The organism is Rhizobium sp. GW821-FHT14E12, assembly GCF_058803745.1.
Genome location: NZ_JBXAPH010000012.1, coordinates 1 through 16436, shown reverse-complemented (window position 1 = coordinate 16436; position 16436 = coordinate 1). Strand labels below are relative to the sequence as shown.

The window sequence follows — 16436 nt, the reverse complement described above, 5'->3', positions numbered from 1 at the left end:
ACGTTATTAATTATGCAATTGCGACTGAATTGCAATAAGTGCTCGCAAACTTTCTGGCGAAATAAGCGCGATAGACCCCGTACGGTTGCTGGCGGTGAACGCGACCCGAGACGAGAGCACGCCACAAAAGGTGAGGTTCTCAACCTCGACGTAACCTTATCGGCGCGGATAGGCTGCCCGGCACACGGACATCACCATGTCGCGCAGCCAGCGATGTGCCGGGTCCGCATCCATTCGGGGATGCCATATTGCCGACACCTTGAACTCCGGCGTGGAGACCGGAGGTTCGAAGGTCGCAAGACCCGACGTGGCGGCGTGATCGGTCGTCAAGCTGTTGACAAAGCACGAACGCGGCACGAGCGCGATCAGATCCGATTGGCGCACGATCCGCATCGCATCCGGATATCCGGGCACGACAACCCTTATTGTCCGTTGAAGCCCGAGTCTCTCCAGGGCGATATCGATCGGCTCGATCGCATCCCCTTCCTTGGACGCCACGACATGATCGCAGGCCGCGTATCTCTGAGCCGTTACCACCGCGCTTCCCAGAAGGGGATGCCCAAGCCGAGCGACGCCGATAAGCCTGTCATAAAACAGCAATTGGGTGCGTATCTCCGGCGCGGATGTTCCAAGCACGCCGATCTCCAGATCGATCAGCCCTTCCCTCAGCGGTCGCGCATCCTTGTCGGGCTTGGGAGCAAAACGAAGGCAGATGCGCGGCGCTGCTTGCATGACAGCCGCCACGACAGGGCCAGACAGAAATTCCAGGAATGCTTCGCTAACCCGTATGGTGAATGTCTGTTCGAGCGACGTAACATCGACCTGCTTGATCTGTGGCCGGAGCACCGCTTGCGCGTCCCGCGTCAGGTCATGGACACGATCGCGGACGTGACGACCGACGAGTTCATAAGGGTCATGGTCACAAATTCGCTGAGCCCGATGCGTGTTGTCGAGAGCCTGGAGCGATACGTCCCGGCGACCGGCCTGATAGGCGTGATGTCATCCGGGCAAGGCAGCATCTCCAACAACGAGACCGGCCAACGTGAGGTATATCGCGGCAGCAAAGTCGCCCTCAACATGTTCATGCGGAGCTTCGCAGCCCGCCACTCCGGGACATCGCGCGCCATGGTGATAATGGCGCCCGGCTGGGTCCGCACCGAGATGGGCGGACCGGATGCACGGCTTACCATCGAGGAGAGCATTCCGAGCCTGGTGAACGTTCTTCTCACCAAGCAGGGAAAACCGGGTCTGGAATATCTCGACTACCTCGGCCGCACCGTTCCCTGGTGAAATGGTGAGGTCCCTGCCCCAATGGAAATAGACTTGGACGTCATCCATTCGGAAACAAAAATCCCAGAATTCTTCTTACTTCGGACACCGCCGGAAATATTCAGACGCACTGCACGGTCTAAAACAGGATCATGGTCTTCATTCCAGAAATGTCGATCGACGAACCTCGAATTATATTTCCGGAAGTGCAGATTTGCATCAAACTCTCTCCATCGTTGTTCCGACATACAACGAGATCGACAACATCGTTCCCTTTCTGGAGCGGATCAAAACCGCGCTTTCCAGCTTCGATTGGGAGTTGATCTTCGTCGATGACAACTCCTCGGACGGAACCGCTTCCGCAGCCTATACGCTCTCTCAGCAGGATCCCCGCATCCGCGTGATCCTTCGATTGGCCGATCGCGGATTGGCCAAATCAAGCATCCAGGGGATGCTTTCGGCCAAGGGACATCTGCTATGCATCATGGACGGCGACGGGCAGCACGATCCGGCCGTCGTTCCGCAGCTGCTGCAACGACTGCAAAACGGTCGGCTGGACGTTGTCAGCGCGGCACGACGGTTGGATGAGGGTGTGAACCCAGCCGCCCTGTCTGCCTTGCGGCGCCGAATCTCAGACTGTGGTAATGCGTTGAGCAGCTTCGTCATCGGTCGGCGCATGAGCGATCCCCTGACAGGCTTCTTCGTCATCCGCCGCGATGCCTTCCTGGAAATTGCGCCTCGTCTTGGCGATCCCGGCTTCAAGCTGCTACTCGATATCCTTCACTCGAAGAAATCGCTCCGGCATGCCGAGGTGCCCTTTGACTTCGGCGTCAGGATGAATGGCGAATCCAAGCTCGATGCCTGCGTGCTATGGCGGTTTGCAACCTTCCTGATGAGCAAGATGACGGGTGGCATTCTCCCGGCAAACCTCATTTCATTCCTCTGTGTCGGCGCCTCGGGCGTTCTCGTGCATCTGAGCGTCCTATACTGTGCCCTGATGTGTGGCTTGCCGTTCACCGCGGCACAGGTCGCCGCCGCTCTCGTGGCGGCCAGCAGCAATTTCCTACTCAACAACTTCCTGACGTTTCGCGACAAGCGCCTGCGGGGCCGGGCGCAATTTTACGGGTACGTCAAATTTCTGCTCATCTCCTCGGTCGGCATCCTCGCCAATGTGTCTCGGCGGCTGCCATAACCTATGAGCGTATCGTGCATGTTGTCCTGCTGGCCACGCTTGCCGGCATCGCCATCGACACGATCTGGAAATTTGTCGTGGTCAAGCACCTCGTATGGAAATGAGCACCGGATCACCGACACAGGAAGTCCTAGCGCCGCCCTCCGAACAAACGTCCGGTGTCGGCATATTGTGGAAAATCCTGGCCATCATTCTCTGCCTGAAGCTTCTGCACCCGATCGTCACGCGGACCATGTTCTTCGACGGGCTTATCTACGCGAGCGTGGCGCGCAACATGGCCGACGGCATCGGATCGCCGTGGCGGCCCGCCTTTTCGCAAACCCTGTTTCCGCTCTTCACTGAACATCCTCCTCTTACCATGTGGCTCCAGGCTGTCGCGTTCCGTGCATTCGGCGACACGGCCTGGGTCGAGAAGGGTTATTCCCTGCTCACCGCACTGCTCAGCGGCCTGATCATGCTCGGCATATGGCGCCGGTTGACCGAGAAGGATCCGACGCTGCATGGCGCCGGGGTCCTTGCTCTCATCTTCAGCCTGATTGCGGGACGCCTGAGCTGGGCATATGCCAACAATATGCTCGAAAACACCTTGATCGTGTTCACCTCGGCCGCGATCTGGCTCGTCGTCGAGCCCTATAGCTCGCCCAGCGCTTCGAAGTTTGCGTCGAGGCTGCCCTATATGGTCGGAGCAGGCGTTCTGACATTCCTGGCAATCATGACGAAGGGGCCGGTCGGCCTGTTCCCGCTCGCCGCTCCCATGCTTTTCAGCATCTGCTTCGGTCGTCCGTCGGTCAGGACCGCCGCCGTCGATACGGCGATTGTAGTCGCAGTCGCGGCCGGCATGTTGGCCTTGCTCTTGCTCGATCCCGAGGCACGCGCATATGCCGATCGCTATCTGCACTATCAGCTCTTCGCCAGCCTCACCGGCGATCGCGGCGGTACAAGCGGCGGAGTGCATGGGCTCTGGTCGCTTTTCCGGGTCAATTTCTTTCCGCTGCTTCTTGCGGCGCTCATCCTCTCGGCCCGCCTGTACGGCAGACGCGGGAGCCCGACAACAGGATGCATCTCGCCGAAGCTGCACCGGCAACGATACCGCAATGCCGCCTTCCTTTTCACCATCGGCCTCTCGGCCTCATTGCCGCTTCTCGTCAGTCCCCGCCTTAACAGTTTCTATTTCAACCCTTCGATCCTCTATTTCGCCGCAGCGGCGGCAATGATCTCGGCCCCTGCATTGCAGTCTCAGATCCGCTCGCTCAACGAGGGCTGGCTTCGGCGGCTGAATCTCGCGCTGCTTGCCGGTCTGGTCGCCGCCACCCTCTCGGTGGCTCTCGCTATTGGAAAACCGGGCTCGGACAGGATCAAGATCGAGGACGCACAAAAGATCGCGGAACATATCTGCCCGACCGCTGGCCACTGTCAGCGAATTGTCACTGCCTGCGGCAGCGGTGGGGAAGATTGGCAACTCCATGCCTATCTCGAACGCTATTATCACATCAGCCTAGAGAAAAACGACGAGCTGTCGACGGCGGATGACGCATCCCTTCTCTTGGTGAGCCAGGACTGCCCTACTCCCTCTTCGACCGACTATTATGAGGTCGATGCGAAGCTGTCGAACTATCGTCTTTTCCGACATCTCTAGTATAGGCGCCGGGGGATGGACGGCCAACGTCTGGATCATCTGGAATAATACTTGCGGTCGAGCGGACTGGCGAGACTCGAAGCGCCATCTCCTCCATTGGCTGATCGCGGCTCCTTCTGGATGACTGATGATCAATGTTCCGCGCCGCCCGGTCGGCATCGTTGAGAACGTCACGCTCTAGCTCGTTTCGTGTCGGCCGGCTCAGATCCGAGGCTAGATAGGCGACGCAAAAGACAATTAGCGTGTTAATAGTAATACAAGCTTGCTTTAATAGTAATTTTCACTTACAATCAAATGATTCCGGATTTATTAATTGAATAAGTATTCTCTGTATAAATCATTTAGTGTATTTTATTTCTGTATGTTGCTAGACGTTTTTAATTACGCCTTTTTTGTTGCTTTTGTACAACAACAACTCCGTCTCATTATCGGGATTTCCATTTATATCCACTGAGGCCGTTCTCACTCTTTTCCGTTCCTGTTAGCTCTTTTCCGAGAAGTCAGATGGCTTCTAAAAGGGGAAACGTTCGAAATGGGGAGTGAGGCACGGCGGACATCGTTCGTGCGCGATTTCTCAGTTCGACTTAGTGGATTGGAATTAAAATGAACATCAAGAGCCTTCTTCTCGGCTCCGCTGCTGCGCTTGCAGCAGTATCCGGTGCTCACGCCGCTGACGCTATCGTTGCTGCTGAGCCGGAGCCGCTGGAATACGTTCGCATCTGCGACGCATACGGCGCCGGTTACTTCTTCATTCCGGGCAGCGAAACCTGCCTCAAGATCGGCGGCAAGGTTCGTACCGAAGGCAAGTGGTACGATGCTTACAGCCCGGACACTCGCGTCGGCACACTCTGGCACACCCGTGCTGAGCTGCAGCTGCAGACGGCGACCGATACCGAATATGGCCCGCTGAAGACCAACACCGAACTGCGTTGGGATTGGCAGGAAGGCGGTTCGACGTCTACCAATTTCCTGCATGGCAGCATCAGCCTCGGCGGCTTCACCATCGGTAAGGAAGACTCGCAGTACAACGTCTTCACCGGCTACGCCGGCGACGTCATCAACGACGACGTTGTCTATGACGGCCCGTACGAACTCAACCAGATCACCTACAACTACGACGCCGGCAACGGCTTTACGGCTGTCATCTCGCTCGAAGACACCAATTCGGGCTTCACCAAGGACAGCGCTGGCAACACTATTGCTGTAACGGGCTCCAACGGCGAAGACAGCTCCGATCATTACGCTCCTGACGTTGTCGCCGGTGTTGGCTACAAGGCTGGCGCATGGTCCTTCAAGGTCGTCGGCGGTTATGACTCCATCGTCGAAGAAGGCGCTGTCAAGGCTCGTGTCGACGCCGACTTCGGTGTTCTCTCTGCCTTCGTCATGGGCGGCTACAACACCGATGGCAGCAAGCTGAACAAGTATGCTGGCGCGGGTAGTGTTTCTGGTATCGGCTGGGGCGACTGGGCCGTCTGGGGCGGCGTTGGCGTTCCGATCAACGAAAAGCTGAAGTGGAACCTCCAGCTCGCCTATACCGACTCGAAGGTTTTTGCCGCGACCACGAACGTCAAGTTCAACCCGGTCAAGAACCTCCTGATCGAGCCGGAAGTCTCCTACACCAACTGGGATTCGATCAACGAAGATCAGTGGGCTGGTATCCTCCGTTTCGAGCGCAGCTTCTAATCTGATTTGATTGACCTCCGATCAGAGAAGAGGAAGACCCGGTTCCCTGCCGGGTCTTTTTCTATTTATGACCAGATGTGTTTCTTTACACGGCCTAGAAGCTTGGCGGCGTACAGGCGCTGATGACCTCGCACGGGACCGGCCCAACACACCGGAAGCGATGCGGTCGTCGGCTCTCGAAATAATAGGCATCTCCCGGCCCAAGGATCCGCCGCTCCTCGTCCACCGTCACCTCGAGCCGCCCCGACAGCACGATCCCTCCCTCCTCGCCTTCATGGACGAGCGGCACCTTGCCGGTGTCTGATCCCGGCTGATAGCATTCCTTCAGGATCTGAAGGCTGCGGCCAAACAGGTTGTCGCCGATCTGGCGATAGGAGATCGGCCCCTTGCCAATTTCGACAAGCTCTTCGGCCGCGTAGAAAGCCCTGCGGGATTTCTCAGGCTCGAACGCGAAGAATTCCGCAAGCCCTATCGGAATGCCGTCAAGGATGCGCTTCAGAGCACCCACCGATGGATTGGCGGAGTTCGACTCGATCAGCGAAATCGTCGAGTTCGTCACGCCCGCGCGCTTCGCAAGTTCGCGCTGGGACAGATTATGCGCAAGACGCAGATGCCGCAGCCGGTTGCCAATATCGACGGACATGGATTCCTCATGTTTTCAGTTGTTCGATATATGGAAATATCATGCAATTCGTATTCTATTTTTCAATGGGTTAGCAAGAGTGAGAAAAGGACTTGTTCGGAAACGGAAAATGCCTGATTTGATGTATCACCTCAATGGAGAGAGCCATGGATCAGATCAGCAAGCCGAACAGCCCCAGCCTCGAAAACTTCTGGATGCCGTTTACCGCAAACCGCCAGTTCAAGACGGCTCCTCGCCTGCTGGCCTCGGCAGAGGGCATGTATTACACCGACGTGGACGGCAATAAGGTTCTCGACGGGACAGCCGGTCTCTGGTGCGTCAACGTTGGCCATGGCCGGGAGCGTATCACCCAGGCAGTCGAACGGCAGCTGCGCACTCTCGACTTCGCTCCGACGTTCCAGATGGGCCATCCGATTGCATTCGAGTTTGCGGAAAAGCTGGCAGCGATCGCGCCAGGCGGACCAGCTGCGAAGCTCGACCGCGTATTCTTCACCGGATCCGGCTCCGAATCCGTCGACACCGCCCTCAAGATCGCCATCGCCTATCAGCGGGCGATCGGCCAGGGCACCCGGTCACGCATTATCGGCCGTGAGAAGGGCTATCATGGCGTCGGCTTCGGTGGCATTTCCGTCGGTGGCCTTGTCAACAACCGCCGCGTCTTCCCGCAGATCCCCGCCGACCATATGCGCCACACGCTCGACGTCGAGCGCAATGCCTTCTCCAAGGGCCTGCCGCAGCACGGCATCGAGCTCGCCGAGGATCTCGAGCGCCTGGTGGCGCTGCACGGCGCGGAAACGATCGCCGCCGTGATCGTCGAACCGATGTCCGGTTCCGCCGGTGTCATCATGCCGCCGAAGGGCTATCTGGAGCGCCTGCGCGCCATTGCCGACAAATACGGCATCCTCTTGATCTTCGACGAAGTCATCACCGGCTTCGGTCGCCTGGGCACGCCGTTTGCCACCGATTATTTCGGCGTCGTGCCCGACCTCGTTACCACCGCCAAGGGCATCACCAACGGCGCAATCCCGATGGGCGCTGTTTTTGCAAGCCGCAAGGTGCATGATGGCCTGATGACCGGTCCGGAAAACCAGATCGAGCTCTTCCACGGCTACACCTATTCCGGCCACCCCGTCGCCTGCGCCGCCGGTATTGCCACCCTGGAAATCTATCAGGAAGAGGGCCTGTTGACCCGCGGTGCCGAACTGGCCGAGACCTGGCAGGACGCGCTTCACTCGCTGAATGGCCTGCCCAACGTCATCGACATCCGTAACTTGGGCATCGTCGGCGCTATCGAGCTTGCCTCGCGCGACGGCGCGCCCGGCGCGCGCGCCTACGACATCTTCGTCGACTGCTTCCAGAAGGGCCTGCTGATCCGGGTCACTGGCGACGTCATCGCCCTGTCGCCGCCGCTGATCATCGAGAAGAACGAGATCGGCAAGATCGTCTCGATCCTTGGCGATGCGCTGAAGCGCGCGGCATAGGCCGTTCGATCGACCCTGAAGATTGCCGGCATAATCTGCGCCTGCAATCTTCGATATAGATTCCCCCAGGCCGGACAGCTGGCCTGTACCTCGCCCGGCGTCACCGATGCCGGGCTTTTTCGTCTTTCGCAAAAGGCGCGAAGCCCCCTTCAGCGGCGTCCCTTTGCCCGGGTTGCAAGCACGTTTCTGATCGAAAAGCTCGAATGGATCCGCAGCACGCCCGGCAAGGTCGACAGGATCTCCTTGTGGATCCGCTCGAACTCACCGGCACCGGCAACCTCCACCTTCAAAAGATAATCCGACCCGCCCGTCATCAGGAAGCACTCCTGGATTTCCGGGTGTTTTCGAACGGCCGCCTCGAAGCGATTGAGATGATCCTCGGTCTGCCGCTCCAGCGTGATGTTGATGATCACAGCGATGGCGCTCTCGCCTGAAACGCTGTCGATCAGCGCCGTATAGCCACGGATCACGCCGGCCTTTTCCAGAAGATTGATGCGCCTCAGGCAGGCGGAAGGCGACAGCCCCACCTCGGCCGCAAGCTTCGCATTGCTCATGCGCGCATTCAGCCGGAGCAGCCGAATGATGTTCCGGTCGATCGCATCAATTCCCGACATGCACATTCTTTCAATTTATCGCTGATTATTCTGAAAATCATGCATTCATCGAATAATCAAGCAGCAATCAAAGAGAAATTCATCGATCATTTCAATATCCTGCTCTGAATAATAAAGAGGGGTTTGGTTTGCCATGGATGGCGTCGCGAGAATGAGCCCTGCTCCGGCACGGCAAAGGCAAGCCGGGGCAACGGGCTATCTGACGATCGACCTCGCTGCGATAAGCGGGAACTATGAAGCGATCGCAGCCACCGTGGCGCCGGTAAAAGCCGCCGCCGTGGTCAAGGCCGATGCCTACGGGCTCGGTGCGGATCGAGTGGCTCCGGCATTGTATCGCTCTGGATGTCGCGATTTTTTCGTCGCCCAATTCGGGGAAGCAGAGGGTTTACGGCAGCAGCTTGAAGCCGACAGCCGCATTTACGTGCTGAACGGCCTGCAGCCGGGCGCCGAGATCGCCTGCGCGGAGGCCGGGATCATTCCGGTGCTGAACTCGATGGAGCAATACAAGCGGTGGAAATCCACCGCGCTGGCACAGGGTCGTATCCTGCCGGCGGTCCTGCAATTCGACACGGGAATGTCGAGGCTGGGGATCCCGCCGGAAGACCGGGCGACGTTCTCCACGGAACTTGCACACACCGGCGCTGTCGAGATCCTCTTCATCATGAGCCATCTGGCCTCCGCCGACGAGACGGACAACGGGCAGAATGCCCAGCAACTCGCCGAGATGCAAAAGATCGCCGCCGAATTTCCCCAGTTCAGCGTGAGCTTCGCCAATTCCGGCGGCGTATTCCTCGGGCCAGATTATCACGGCGTCCTCACCCGGGCAGGCATCGCGGTCTATGGCGGTGCACTGGCGGCGGGCAAGTCCAATCCCATGCGGCCGGTCGTTCGTCTTGACGTCGCCGTCGTGCAGACGAGAACCGTGCCGCCGGGAACCCTCATCGGATATGGCGGCACCCATGCGGCAAAAGCGGAGATGCGCCTCGCCACACTTGCCGCCGGCTATGCGGACGGACTTCCGCGCTGCCTCGGTGATCGGGGCGCGGTCTACTACGACGGCGTGCGATTGCCCATCGTCGGCCGCGTTTCCATGGACAGCATTACGGTCGATGTCACAGCCCTGCCGCCGGGCACGCTTACGCTCGGCAGCCTCGTGGAGGTAATTGGGCCGCACCAGACGCTGGAAGACCTTGCCAAATCGGCTGGAACCATCTCGTATGAGATCCTGACCGGCCTCGGCCACCGCTACCACCGCGACTATCTCTGACGCTCTCACCGCCATTATCGAGGACACCATGAAAGTCACCATTCTCGGCGCCGGGGTTATCGGCGTCACGACCGCCTATCAGCTTGCCAAGGCGGGACACGAGGTCACGGTCGTCGACCGGCAGGCAGGACCTGCGCTTGAAACCAGCTTCGCAAATGCCGGCGAGGTTTCCTTCGGCTATTGCTCGCCCTGGGCCGCCCCGGGGATCCCGCAAAAGGCGCTGAAGTGGCTCTTCATGAAGCACGCTCCCCTGATCCTGCGCCCGAAGATCGACACGGCAATGCTGTCTTGGCTCGTCAAGATGCTATCGAACTGCACCTCGGAGCGTTACGCGGTCAACAAGAGCCGGATGCTGCGACTTGCCGACTACAGCCGGATTGCGCTCGCCGACGTCAGAACCGAAACCGGCATAGCCTATGACGAACGAATGCAGGGCACTTTGCAGCTCTTCAGAACCCAACAGCAGCTCGATGCCTCGGCAAAGGATGTGAAGGCGCTGGCCGCTGACGGCGTTCCTTACGAGGTTCTCGATCGCGACGGATGCATCCGTGTCGAGCCCGCGCTCAGCCGCGCCCGCCACAAGATCGTCGGCGGCCTGCTGACCCCGAAGGACGAAACCGGCGACTGCTTCAAGTTCACCAATGCCTTAGCGGCAAAGGCCGTGGAGCTCGGCGTCCAGTTCCTCTACGGACACACGATCAAGACACTTCAGGTCGAGGGCGGCCAGATACGCGGTGTCGTTACCGATCAAGGATCGATACTATCCGATGCTGTTGTCGTCGCCTTGGGTAGCTATTCGCCGCTCCTCCTCAAGCAGGTCGGCATCGGGCTACCCGTCTATCCTGTAAAGGGCTATTCGCTGACGATCCCGATCGTCGATCCGGCGCTCGCCCCCGAATCGACCGTGATGGACGAGACCTACAAGATCGCGATTACCCGTCTTGGGGACCGTATTCGCGTCGGCGGCATGGCGGAAATCTCCGGCTATACCAACGACCTCGGGCTTGCGCGCCGCAACACCCTCGAACATTCCGTCATGGATCTGTTCCCCGGCGGTGACGTCAGCAAGGCGGCCTTCTGGTCCGGCCTGCGCCCGATGACGCCAGACGGAACCCCGGTCATCGGCGCGACGAAAATCCGCGGCCTCTTCCTCAACACAGGCCATGGCACACTCGGCTGGACCATGAGCTGCGGCTCGGCACGCGTGATCAGCGATCTCGTCAGCGGACGCAAGGCCGATATCGATACCGCCGACCTGTCAGTCGCGCGCTACGGATAACAACATCCCGAGATCCGGCGCGGCGTCACCGGATCCAGCGAACCTTGTAGAGATGCATGCCTTCGATCGGGATGCGTTTCTGATCGCTGCCATCGGCCCCGGCAACGGTGAAGCCGTTCGCCCACCAGCTTTCCTCAGCCTGCACCCAGGCAAGCCGGTCGCCCAGGGCGCTCACCGCCTTGACTTGTAGTTTGGGATTGAGCGCGGAAAAGGGCAAAAAGCTGCCGGCATCCGGATCGAAGGTCCAGACGCCGTCATCCGTGGTCACGAAATAGCCGCCGCCCGGCCTGCTCGACAGGTCGTGTCCGTCATGACGACCGGGAAGTGTCCATCGCGCCGTCTCGGTGAGCGTCGGCATAGCCTCAGTCCCTTCGATCTTATAGGCCTGGATCAGATCGTGCGACAGAACGAACAACCGTGCACGCACCGCGTCCCAGACCGCACCATGGCCGGAAGGAAGCGGCAGGTTGAGCAGCGGCGCCTCGCTGCGGTCGCGGCCGTAGATTTCGAGCCGGTCGCCTTCCGCATGGATGGACAGCGCCACAGCGACCCAGCCGCCAGGCAGAAGATCGGCCGAATGCGCCATCGGTGTCTTGGCGTGGAACGAGACACGACCGGTCTCGCGGTCAATCAGCACCGCCCCACCGGTCGACGCCGTCGCCAGGATCGAACGGCCGTCATCGACGGGCTTGCAATCGTCAATGTGCCGGAGAAGTTTGAGGCGATAGGCCTCGGGAAGGTCGTTGGCATCGGCGGCGCGCCAACGCCAGGTCTCCGTGGCAGCCCCGCCCTCGATCCGGTACTCACGGATCTGATCGTCACCGCATGCATAGAGCCGGTCGGCTGCTAGCGTCGGCTGCGCCGCAGCGAATGCGACGATTGCGGCAGTGAGCATTATCGTGAAGGGTTTGGTCATTCATGGCTTCCAATCAGATCATCCGCGAGGCGCGGCCGCGCGACCCATACATCACCGAGTTTGACACCTGTATGTCAGCTCGAGTGGATTAAGTTCACGGCAACCCTTCGCTTCGCCGGGATCTCGATGTCGTCTTAAATGCCGATTGAGGCACAGCGAAAGCAGTGTTGCCGTTCAGCAACAGACCGCATGTTATGCGTGCAATTCGAAATTGCGGGCTTGTCTATGCTTCATTGTTGCGTATCATTACCGCCATCCGCAAATCAAACATAGGAGGCGTTAAATGCAAATTGCACCCGTATTTACATGCGCCTCTGGCGGAATGTTCGCGATGACTTTGGTCCGACCACTGCATCATCGCTATCTTCGGCGCTAGTAGCCTAGATTTTCTGCCTTTTTGGCGTTTTCCATAGAAACTGATGTGACCGGCTGATCGAGCGGGCGTACGCATTCTTGCGTCCGCATCCGTCAGCCTTGTCGCCCCGCGAGAGGACCCGGTCGTCTGGAAGACGCCGGGATGATGAAGATGACAGATTCACAATTACTGGTTGCCGACTCCTTGAGTTCGGCAGTTGACGAACTGTGCCAAAAATTCGGTGCCTGGAGGACCGCGCGTGCGCTGTTGCTCGTAGCCTGGAGACGGCATCAAACGCACACGCATATCTCGGAGCTTTCAAACTACCAGCTGCGGGATATCGGCCTGCCGGAAAAGGAAGATATGTTTGCACAACCCAATTTCCTGTTTCGGAATATCCGACCCTTCGGCTAGATCGCCGGTGCAAAAAGCGTTGGAGCTGGTTTCAAAGACCGCTCCAACGTCTTCCTGATATGGCGGGATCTCAACCAGAATTCGACGGAGCGAGAGCGAAGCTCCCCCGTCGAATGAGTTTGCTCGGGATGACATGGCGCGGCGCCATGCCTTTGTCCGTCGCATCGATACGCTCCATCAGCATATCGACGGCGGCCTGCCCCATCTCGTCCACCGGCTGCTCGATCGTCGATAGCGGTGGCGAGGAGAATGCACAGACCGGCGAACCATCGAACGAGACAATGGAGAGATCGCCAGGAACATTCAGGCCCACCCCCTGCACGCGGCTGATGAACGAAATGGCCATGTCGTCGCTGGTTGCAATCACCGCCGTCGGCCTATCCGCCAAGCGCGCGAAGTCGGCAGCCGCCTGAACGCCGATCTCGAAACCCTCCTGGTAGCCGAGCTGACCGCCCGATCGCGTCACCGCCTCTTCGGTAAGTCCCGCCGCACGAAAAGCCTCGAGCACACCGGCATAGCGTTCCACGTCATGATAATTCCCCTCCGGACCGGCTATGTAGAGAAAGCGTCGATGGCCCAGGCGGATCAGCTCAGCCGTCACCTCACGCACCGCTTCGCGATCGTTCGTGACGACGCTCGGCAGGCCGGCCTCGCTCATATCGAGCAGCATTGAGACGATCGGCAGACCGGCATTGGCAAGAGACCGCCCGTCCACCTCCGGCAGCTTTGACGACAGGATGATGGCGCCGCGAACGGTGCCGCTAAATGCCAGATCCAGGATGTGACGCTCCGACATCTCGTCACGATCGAGGTTGGCGATCATCAGATGGTAGCCGTTCTGGATCAGGGCCTTATTGATACTTTGCAGAACCTGCGGAATGATCTGCGATACGCCGTAATAGAGCGACCCCGGCAGGATGATCATGATGATGTTGGACTTGCCGACCCTCAGGCTGCGGGCCATGGCGTTCGGCGTATAGCCCAGCTGCTTGGCGGCGGCATCGATCTTGAGGCGCGTCTTCTCGTTTACCCGCCCCGGATTGGCGAGCGCGCGGCTGACCGTCGAGATCGCCACCCCGGCCAATCGCGCAACGTCGGCCATCAAGGGTCCTGATTGCTCCTCCACGGGGATATCCTTGTTATTTTTCATTTTTTACTTTCTCCCCGATGCCTGCCCTATTGAAGGATAAGAACGAGACTGTAACCTCCTTAAATGCAGTATTTTTTCCTATGATATTCAATATGTTATAGCAATATCTAAATAGGATGAACGGATGATTTGCACCCGAGACACCACCAGGACACCACGGAATATGCATTACGCAGAAGTTGCCAAAGCCTGTCGCTGTTCTTCCAATATTACGTCTGGCAACGAAACCACTTTTCTGTTTGTTTCTGCTTTCAAAACTCACACTGAATACCGGTGCCCGTGGTAGCGGAGGTCCGTTCTGATCACAATAGCCGACAGCGGCATCGCAACGTTAACCGCGCATCGATCAAAATGTGGGATCTGGTGGGATGACCAGATTTATCCGTGATCCTCTTTATCGTCGCCACCGATTTCCTGCGGAGGTGATCGCCCAGGCCGTTTGGCTCTATTTCCGGTTTTCGCTCAGCCTGCGGATGGTCGAGGATATGCTGGCAGCTCGTGGCGTCATCGTCTCTCACCAGACCTTGCGGCTCTGGGTTGGGAAGTTCGGCAGGCACTTTGCCAATGATATCCGGAAGTGATCAGCCGGCAGCTTCGGCGACAAATGGCACCCCGATGAGGTTGTCATCACCGTCGGTGGAAAGAAACACTGGCTTTGGCGCGACGTTGATCAGAACGGCTTTGTTCTCGATGTGCTGGTGCAAAGCCGTCGCAATGCCAAGGCTGCAAAACGTTTGGTGCGAAAGCCTCTCAAAGGGCAAAGCCGTTCGCCGCGTGTGATGATCACCGACAAGCTCCGGTCCTATGGCGCAGCAAAACGCGATATCATGCCCGGTGTCGAACACCGCTCGCACAAAGGCCTGAACAATCCGGCGGAAAACTCTCATCAGCCGATCCGACGACGGGAGAGGATCATGAAGCGCTTTAAATCAGCGCGACAGCTTCAGCTTTTCGTTTCCATCCACGACCCGATCGTCAACCTCTTTCACGTTTCCCGCCACGATATTCCATCTGCCCACCATCGCGAACTGCGAGCGGCAGCCTTGGGTACTTGGCGCCAAATCGCACGTCTTCACACCGCGTGAACCAAGGTCTCACTCCAAGATCTTGTTTTCAGAGCGTTAAGTTTACAGTGCTCACATGGCCGGTGCTGTTGACCATGATCTTCACATGTCTGCTAGTATCATTCAACTGCTGTGCTCCGGCAGCGAGGGGCTGCCTCAGGTAACCTGCGTGCCGCGACGCTTCTCGATACTGGAGATGATTGCGTCCCAGTTTTCAGGAGTCATCTCGCGCTGTTCCGGGGGGCGCGGCGCGGGGTTGACACCGCCCTTGGCGCCGACGATCGGCCCGGTCTTGGCATAGATGCCGACCGTGTCGTTGACCGTGCGCTTGAGCATGTCGTCCATCATACCGGTCTGCTTGTGGAAGGCTTTTTCCTGCTTGATGCTCTGGTAGATGGTCAAGCCCGACCAGGCCGCCCAGGACACCGCACCTGCGACCGCGAAGGCGAGCGAGAAGCCGCCGGAGACCAAGGCTACCGTTGCGCCTGTGCGTCCGAGAAAGGTGGAATTCACCAGCATGTTGGCAACGCCGGCCAAGCCTTCTATTGCGCCAACCGTATCCGCTGCGGTTCCAATCCCCATGAAGACGAGATCAACCGGGTCGCCCTTGCCGCTCGTAAGCCCTTGGAGGAATTGGTAATATTCCACCGGAAGCCAGCCGACGCCGGCAATGGCGCCAACGGTCGTCCCGGTATTCTTGAAGAAGGCGGAGAGCACACTGCGCTGTGCCCGCGCCAGTTCATCGGAAAAGCCGGCTAGCGAGCCGATGCCGTCCAGCAGCGAAAAATTAGAGGCCTTGATCGCTGAGCCTAGCGCATTGCTCATGTGGAGCAATGCGCCAAGGGCATGCAGAACGACGATGCCGACGCTGTCCCAGGTCGAGTTGGTCATGTTAAGTCCCGCATAGATGGAGCGGGAGGCATTGAGCACCGACATCACGCCGGAGGATAATGCGGCCTTGTATTTGACTGGATCGACCCCTGCCGGCGTCGAGGTGGCGGTCTTGTCGATCAGATTGCCAAGTTCGGCCTTGATGGTCTCGATGCTGCCGCCTGGACGCATCGTCGCCCAGAGGGCCGCGAAAATCGTCGTGAAATTGGTCTTGTATTGTGCCATGGCTTCGGCATTGCCCTTGAACAGGGTTTCCGCCAGCGCATCCAGGCTTGGGGCGATGATCTTCTTGACCGCTTCCTCGGCCGTCTTGCCGTCGATGATGATCGGATCAACCACATCCGTGCCCGGCATCAGCGTCTTCATCAGGCCCGACATGGAAAGCCCCATCTTCTTGAGGCTCGATGTGAGATACTCGCTGTCGATATAGGACAGGTCGAGACCCTGTATGGCCTTGCTCCAGCCATTGTCCTTGGTGCCGAACATGCGCTCGGCGATCCAGGCGTCGCCGCCGCTGCCTGCGAAGAAGCGCCCGCCCTCGGAGCCGTTGGCGGCGATCCCCTTGCCGGCCAGGCCGGTGCC

At 58.8% G+C, this 16436-nt stretch carries 13 protein-coding genes and 2 pseudogenes; 9 read left to right on the top strand and 6 right to left on the bottom strand.

Annotated features, from left to right (window positions below):
- Positions 1–156: 156 nt before the first annotated feature.
- On the bottom strand, positions 157–846 hold the full coding sequence (locus AC1RO0_RS28335; protein ID WP_498595880.1) for a LysR substrate-binding domain-containing protein: 690 nt from the start codon (positions 844–846) through the stop codon (positions 157–159).
- Between the two features lie 3 nt (positions 847–849).
- Here AC1RO0_RS28335 and AC1RO0_RS28330 point away from each other — a divergent pair, with 3 nt between their 5' ends.
- The 4 genes from AC1RO0_RS28330 to AC1RO0_RS28315 all read left to right on the top strand — a co-directional run bounded on the left by AC1RO0_RS28330 (position 850) and on the right by AC1RO0_RS28315 (position 5780).
- Positions 850–1290 carry an SDR family NAD(P)-dependent oxidoreductase gene (locus AC1RO0_RS28330; RefSeq protein WP_498595879.1) on the top strand — a complete coding sequence of 147 codons (441 nt, stop codon included), beginning with the start codon at positions 850–852 and terminating at the stop codon, positions 1288–1290.
- A gap of 193 nt (positions 1291–1483) precedes the next feature.
- Positions 1484–2461: a glycosyltransferase gene (locus AC1RO0_RS28325; protein WP_498595878.1), complete on the top strand. Its 978-nt coding sequence runs from the start codon at positions 1484–1486 to the stop codon at positions 2459–2461.
- A 100-nt stretch (positions 2462–2561) separates the two neighbouring features.
- A complete protein-coding gene (locus AC1RO0_RS28320) occupies positions 2562–4097 on the top strand; it encodes an ArnT family glycosyltransferase (RefSeq protein WP_498595877.1) in 1536 nt (511 codons plus the stop codon).
- A 603-nt stretch (positions 4098–4700) separates the two neighbouring features.
- On the top strand, positions 4701–5780 hold the full coding sequence (locus AC1RO0_RS28315) for a porin (RefSeq protein ID WP_498595876.1): 1080 nt from the start codon (positions 4701–4703) through the stop codon (positions 5778–5780).
- Positions 5781–5874: 94 nt separating this feature from the next.
- Here AC1RO0_RS28315 and AC1RO0_RS28310 read toward each other — a convergent pair whose 3' ends face one another.
- Complete coding sequence (locus tag AC1RO0_RS28310) at positions 5875–6423, bottom strand: cupin domain-containing protein (protein WP_007698406.1); 549 nt, start codon at positions 6421–6423, stop codon at positions 5875–5877.
- A 146-nt stretch (positions 6424–6569) separates the two neighbouring features.
- Here AC1RO0_RS28310 and aptA point away from each other — a divergent pair, with 146 nt between their 5' ends.
- A complete protein-coding gene (aptA, locus tag AC1RO0_RS28305) occupies positions 6570–7904 on the top strand; it encodes an omega-aminotransferase AptA (RefSeq protein ID WP_498595875.1) in 1335 nt (444 codons plus the stop codon).
- A 149-nt stretch (positions 7905–8053) separates the two neighbouring features.
- Here aptA and AC1RO0_RS28300 read toward each other — a convergent pair whose 3' ends face one another.
- Entirely contained in the window at positions 8054–8518 is a 465-nt protein-coding gene (locus AC1RO0_RS28300) for an Lrp/AsnC family transcriptional regulator (RefSeq protein WP_153368418.1), read from the bottom strand.
- 133 nt (positions 8519–8651) lie between these two features.
- On the opposite strand from AC1RO0_RS28300, the gene alr reads away from it, so the two are divergent.
- Positions 8652–9785, top strand: coding sequence for an alanine racemase (gene alr / locus AC1RO0_RS28295; RefSeq protein ID WP_498595874.1), 1134 nt, complete (start codon positions 8652–8654; stop codon positions 9783–9785).
- Between the two features lie 28 nt (positions 9786–9813).
- The gene (locus AC1RO0_RS28290; protein ID WP_498595873.1) at positions 9814–11064 is read left to right on the top strand and encodes a D-amino acid dehydrogenase; all 1251 of its coding nucleotides are present in this window, start codon (positions 9814–9816) and stop codon (positions 11062–11064) included.
- Between the two features lie 25 nt (positions 11065–11089).
- Here AC1RO0_RS28290 and AC1RO0_RS28285 read toward each other — a convergent pair whose 3' ends face one another.
- Positions 11090–11980: a DUF6528 family protein gene (locus AC1RO0_RS28285; protein WP_498595872.1), complete on the bottom strand. Its 891-nt coding sequence runs from the start codon at positions 11978–11980 to the stop codon at positions 11090–11092.
- Between the two features lie 517 nt (positions 11981–12497).
- Between AC1RO0_RS28285 and AC1RO0_RS28280 the strand changes: the two genes are divergently transcribed.
- Positions 12498–12749, top strand: a complete 252-nt coding sequence (locus AC1RO0_RS28280) for a DUF1127 domain-containing protein (protein WP_498595871.1) — start codon at positions 12498–12500, stop codon at positions 12747–12749.
- 70 nt (positions 12750–12819) lie between these two features.
- Here AC1RO0_RS28280 and AC1RO0_RS28275 read toward each other — a convergent pair whose 3' ends face one another.
- A complete protein-coding gene (locus tag AC1RO0_RS28275; RefSeq protein ID WP_498595870.1) occupies positions 12820–13899 on the bottom strand; it encodes a LacI family DNA-binding transcriptional regulator in 1080 nt (359 codons plus the stop codon).
- 368 nt (positions 13900–14267) lie between these two features.
- Here AC1RO0_RS28275 and AC1RO0_RS28270 point away from each other — a divergent pair.
- Positions 14268–14984, top strand: a pseudogene (locus tag AC1RO0_RS28270) (IS6 family transposase).
- A gap of 135 nt (positions 14985–15119) precedes the next feature.
- Here the strand turns inward: AC1RO0_RS28270 and AC1RO0_RS28265 are convergent.
- A pseudogene (locus tag AC1RO0_RS28265) lies at positions 15120–16436 on the bottom strand (hypothetical protein); the annotation flags it as partial.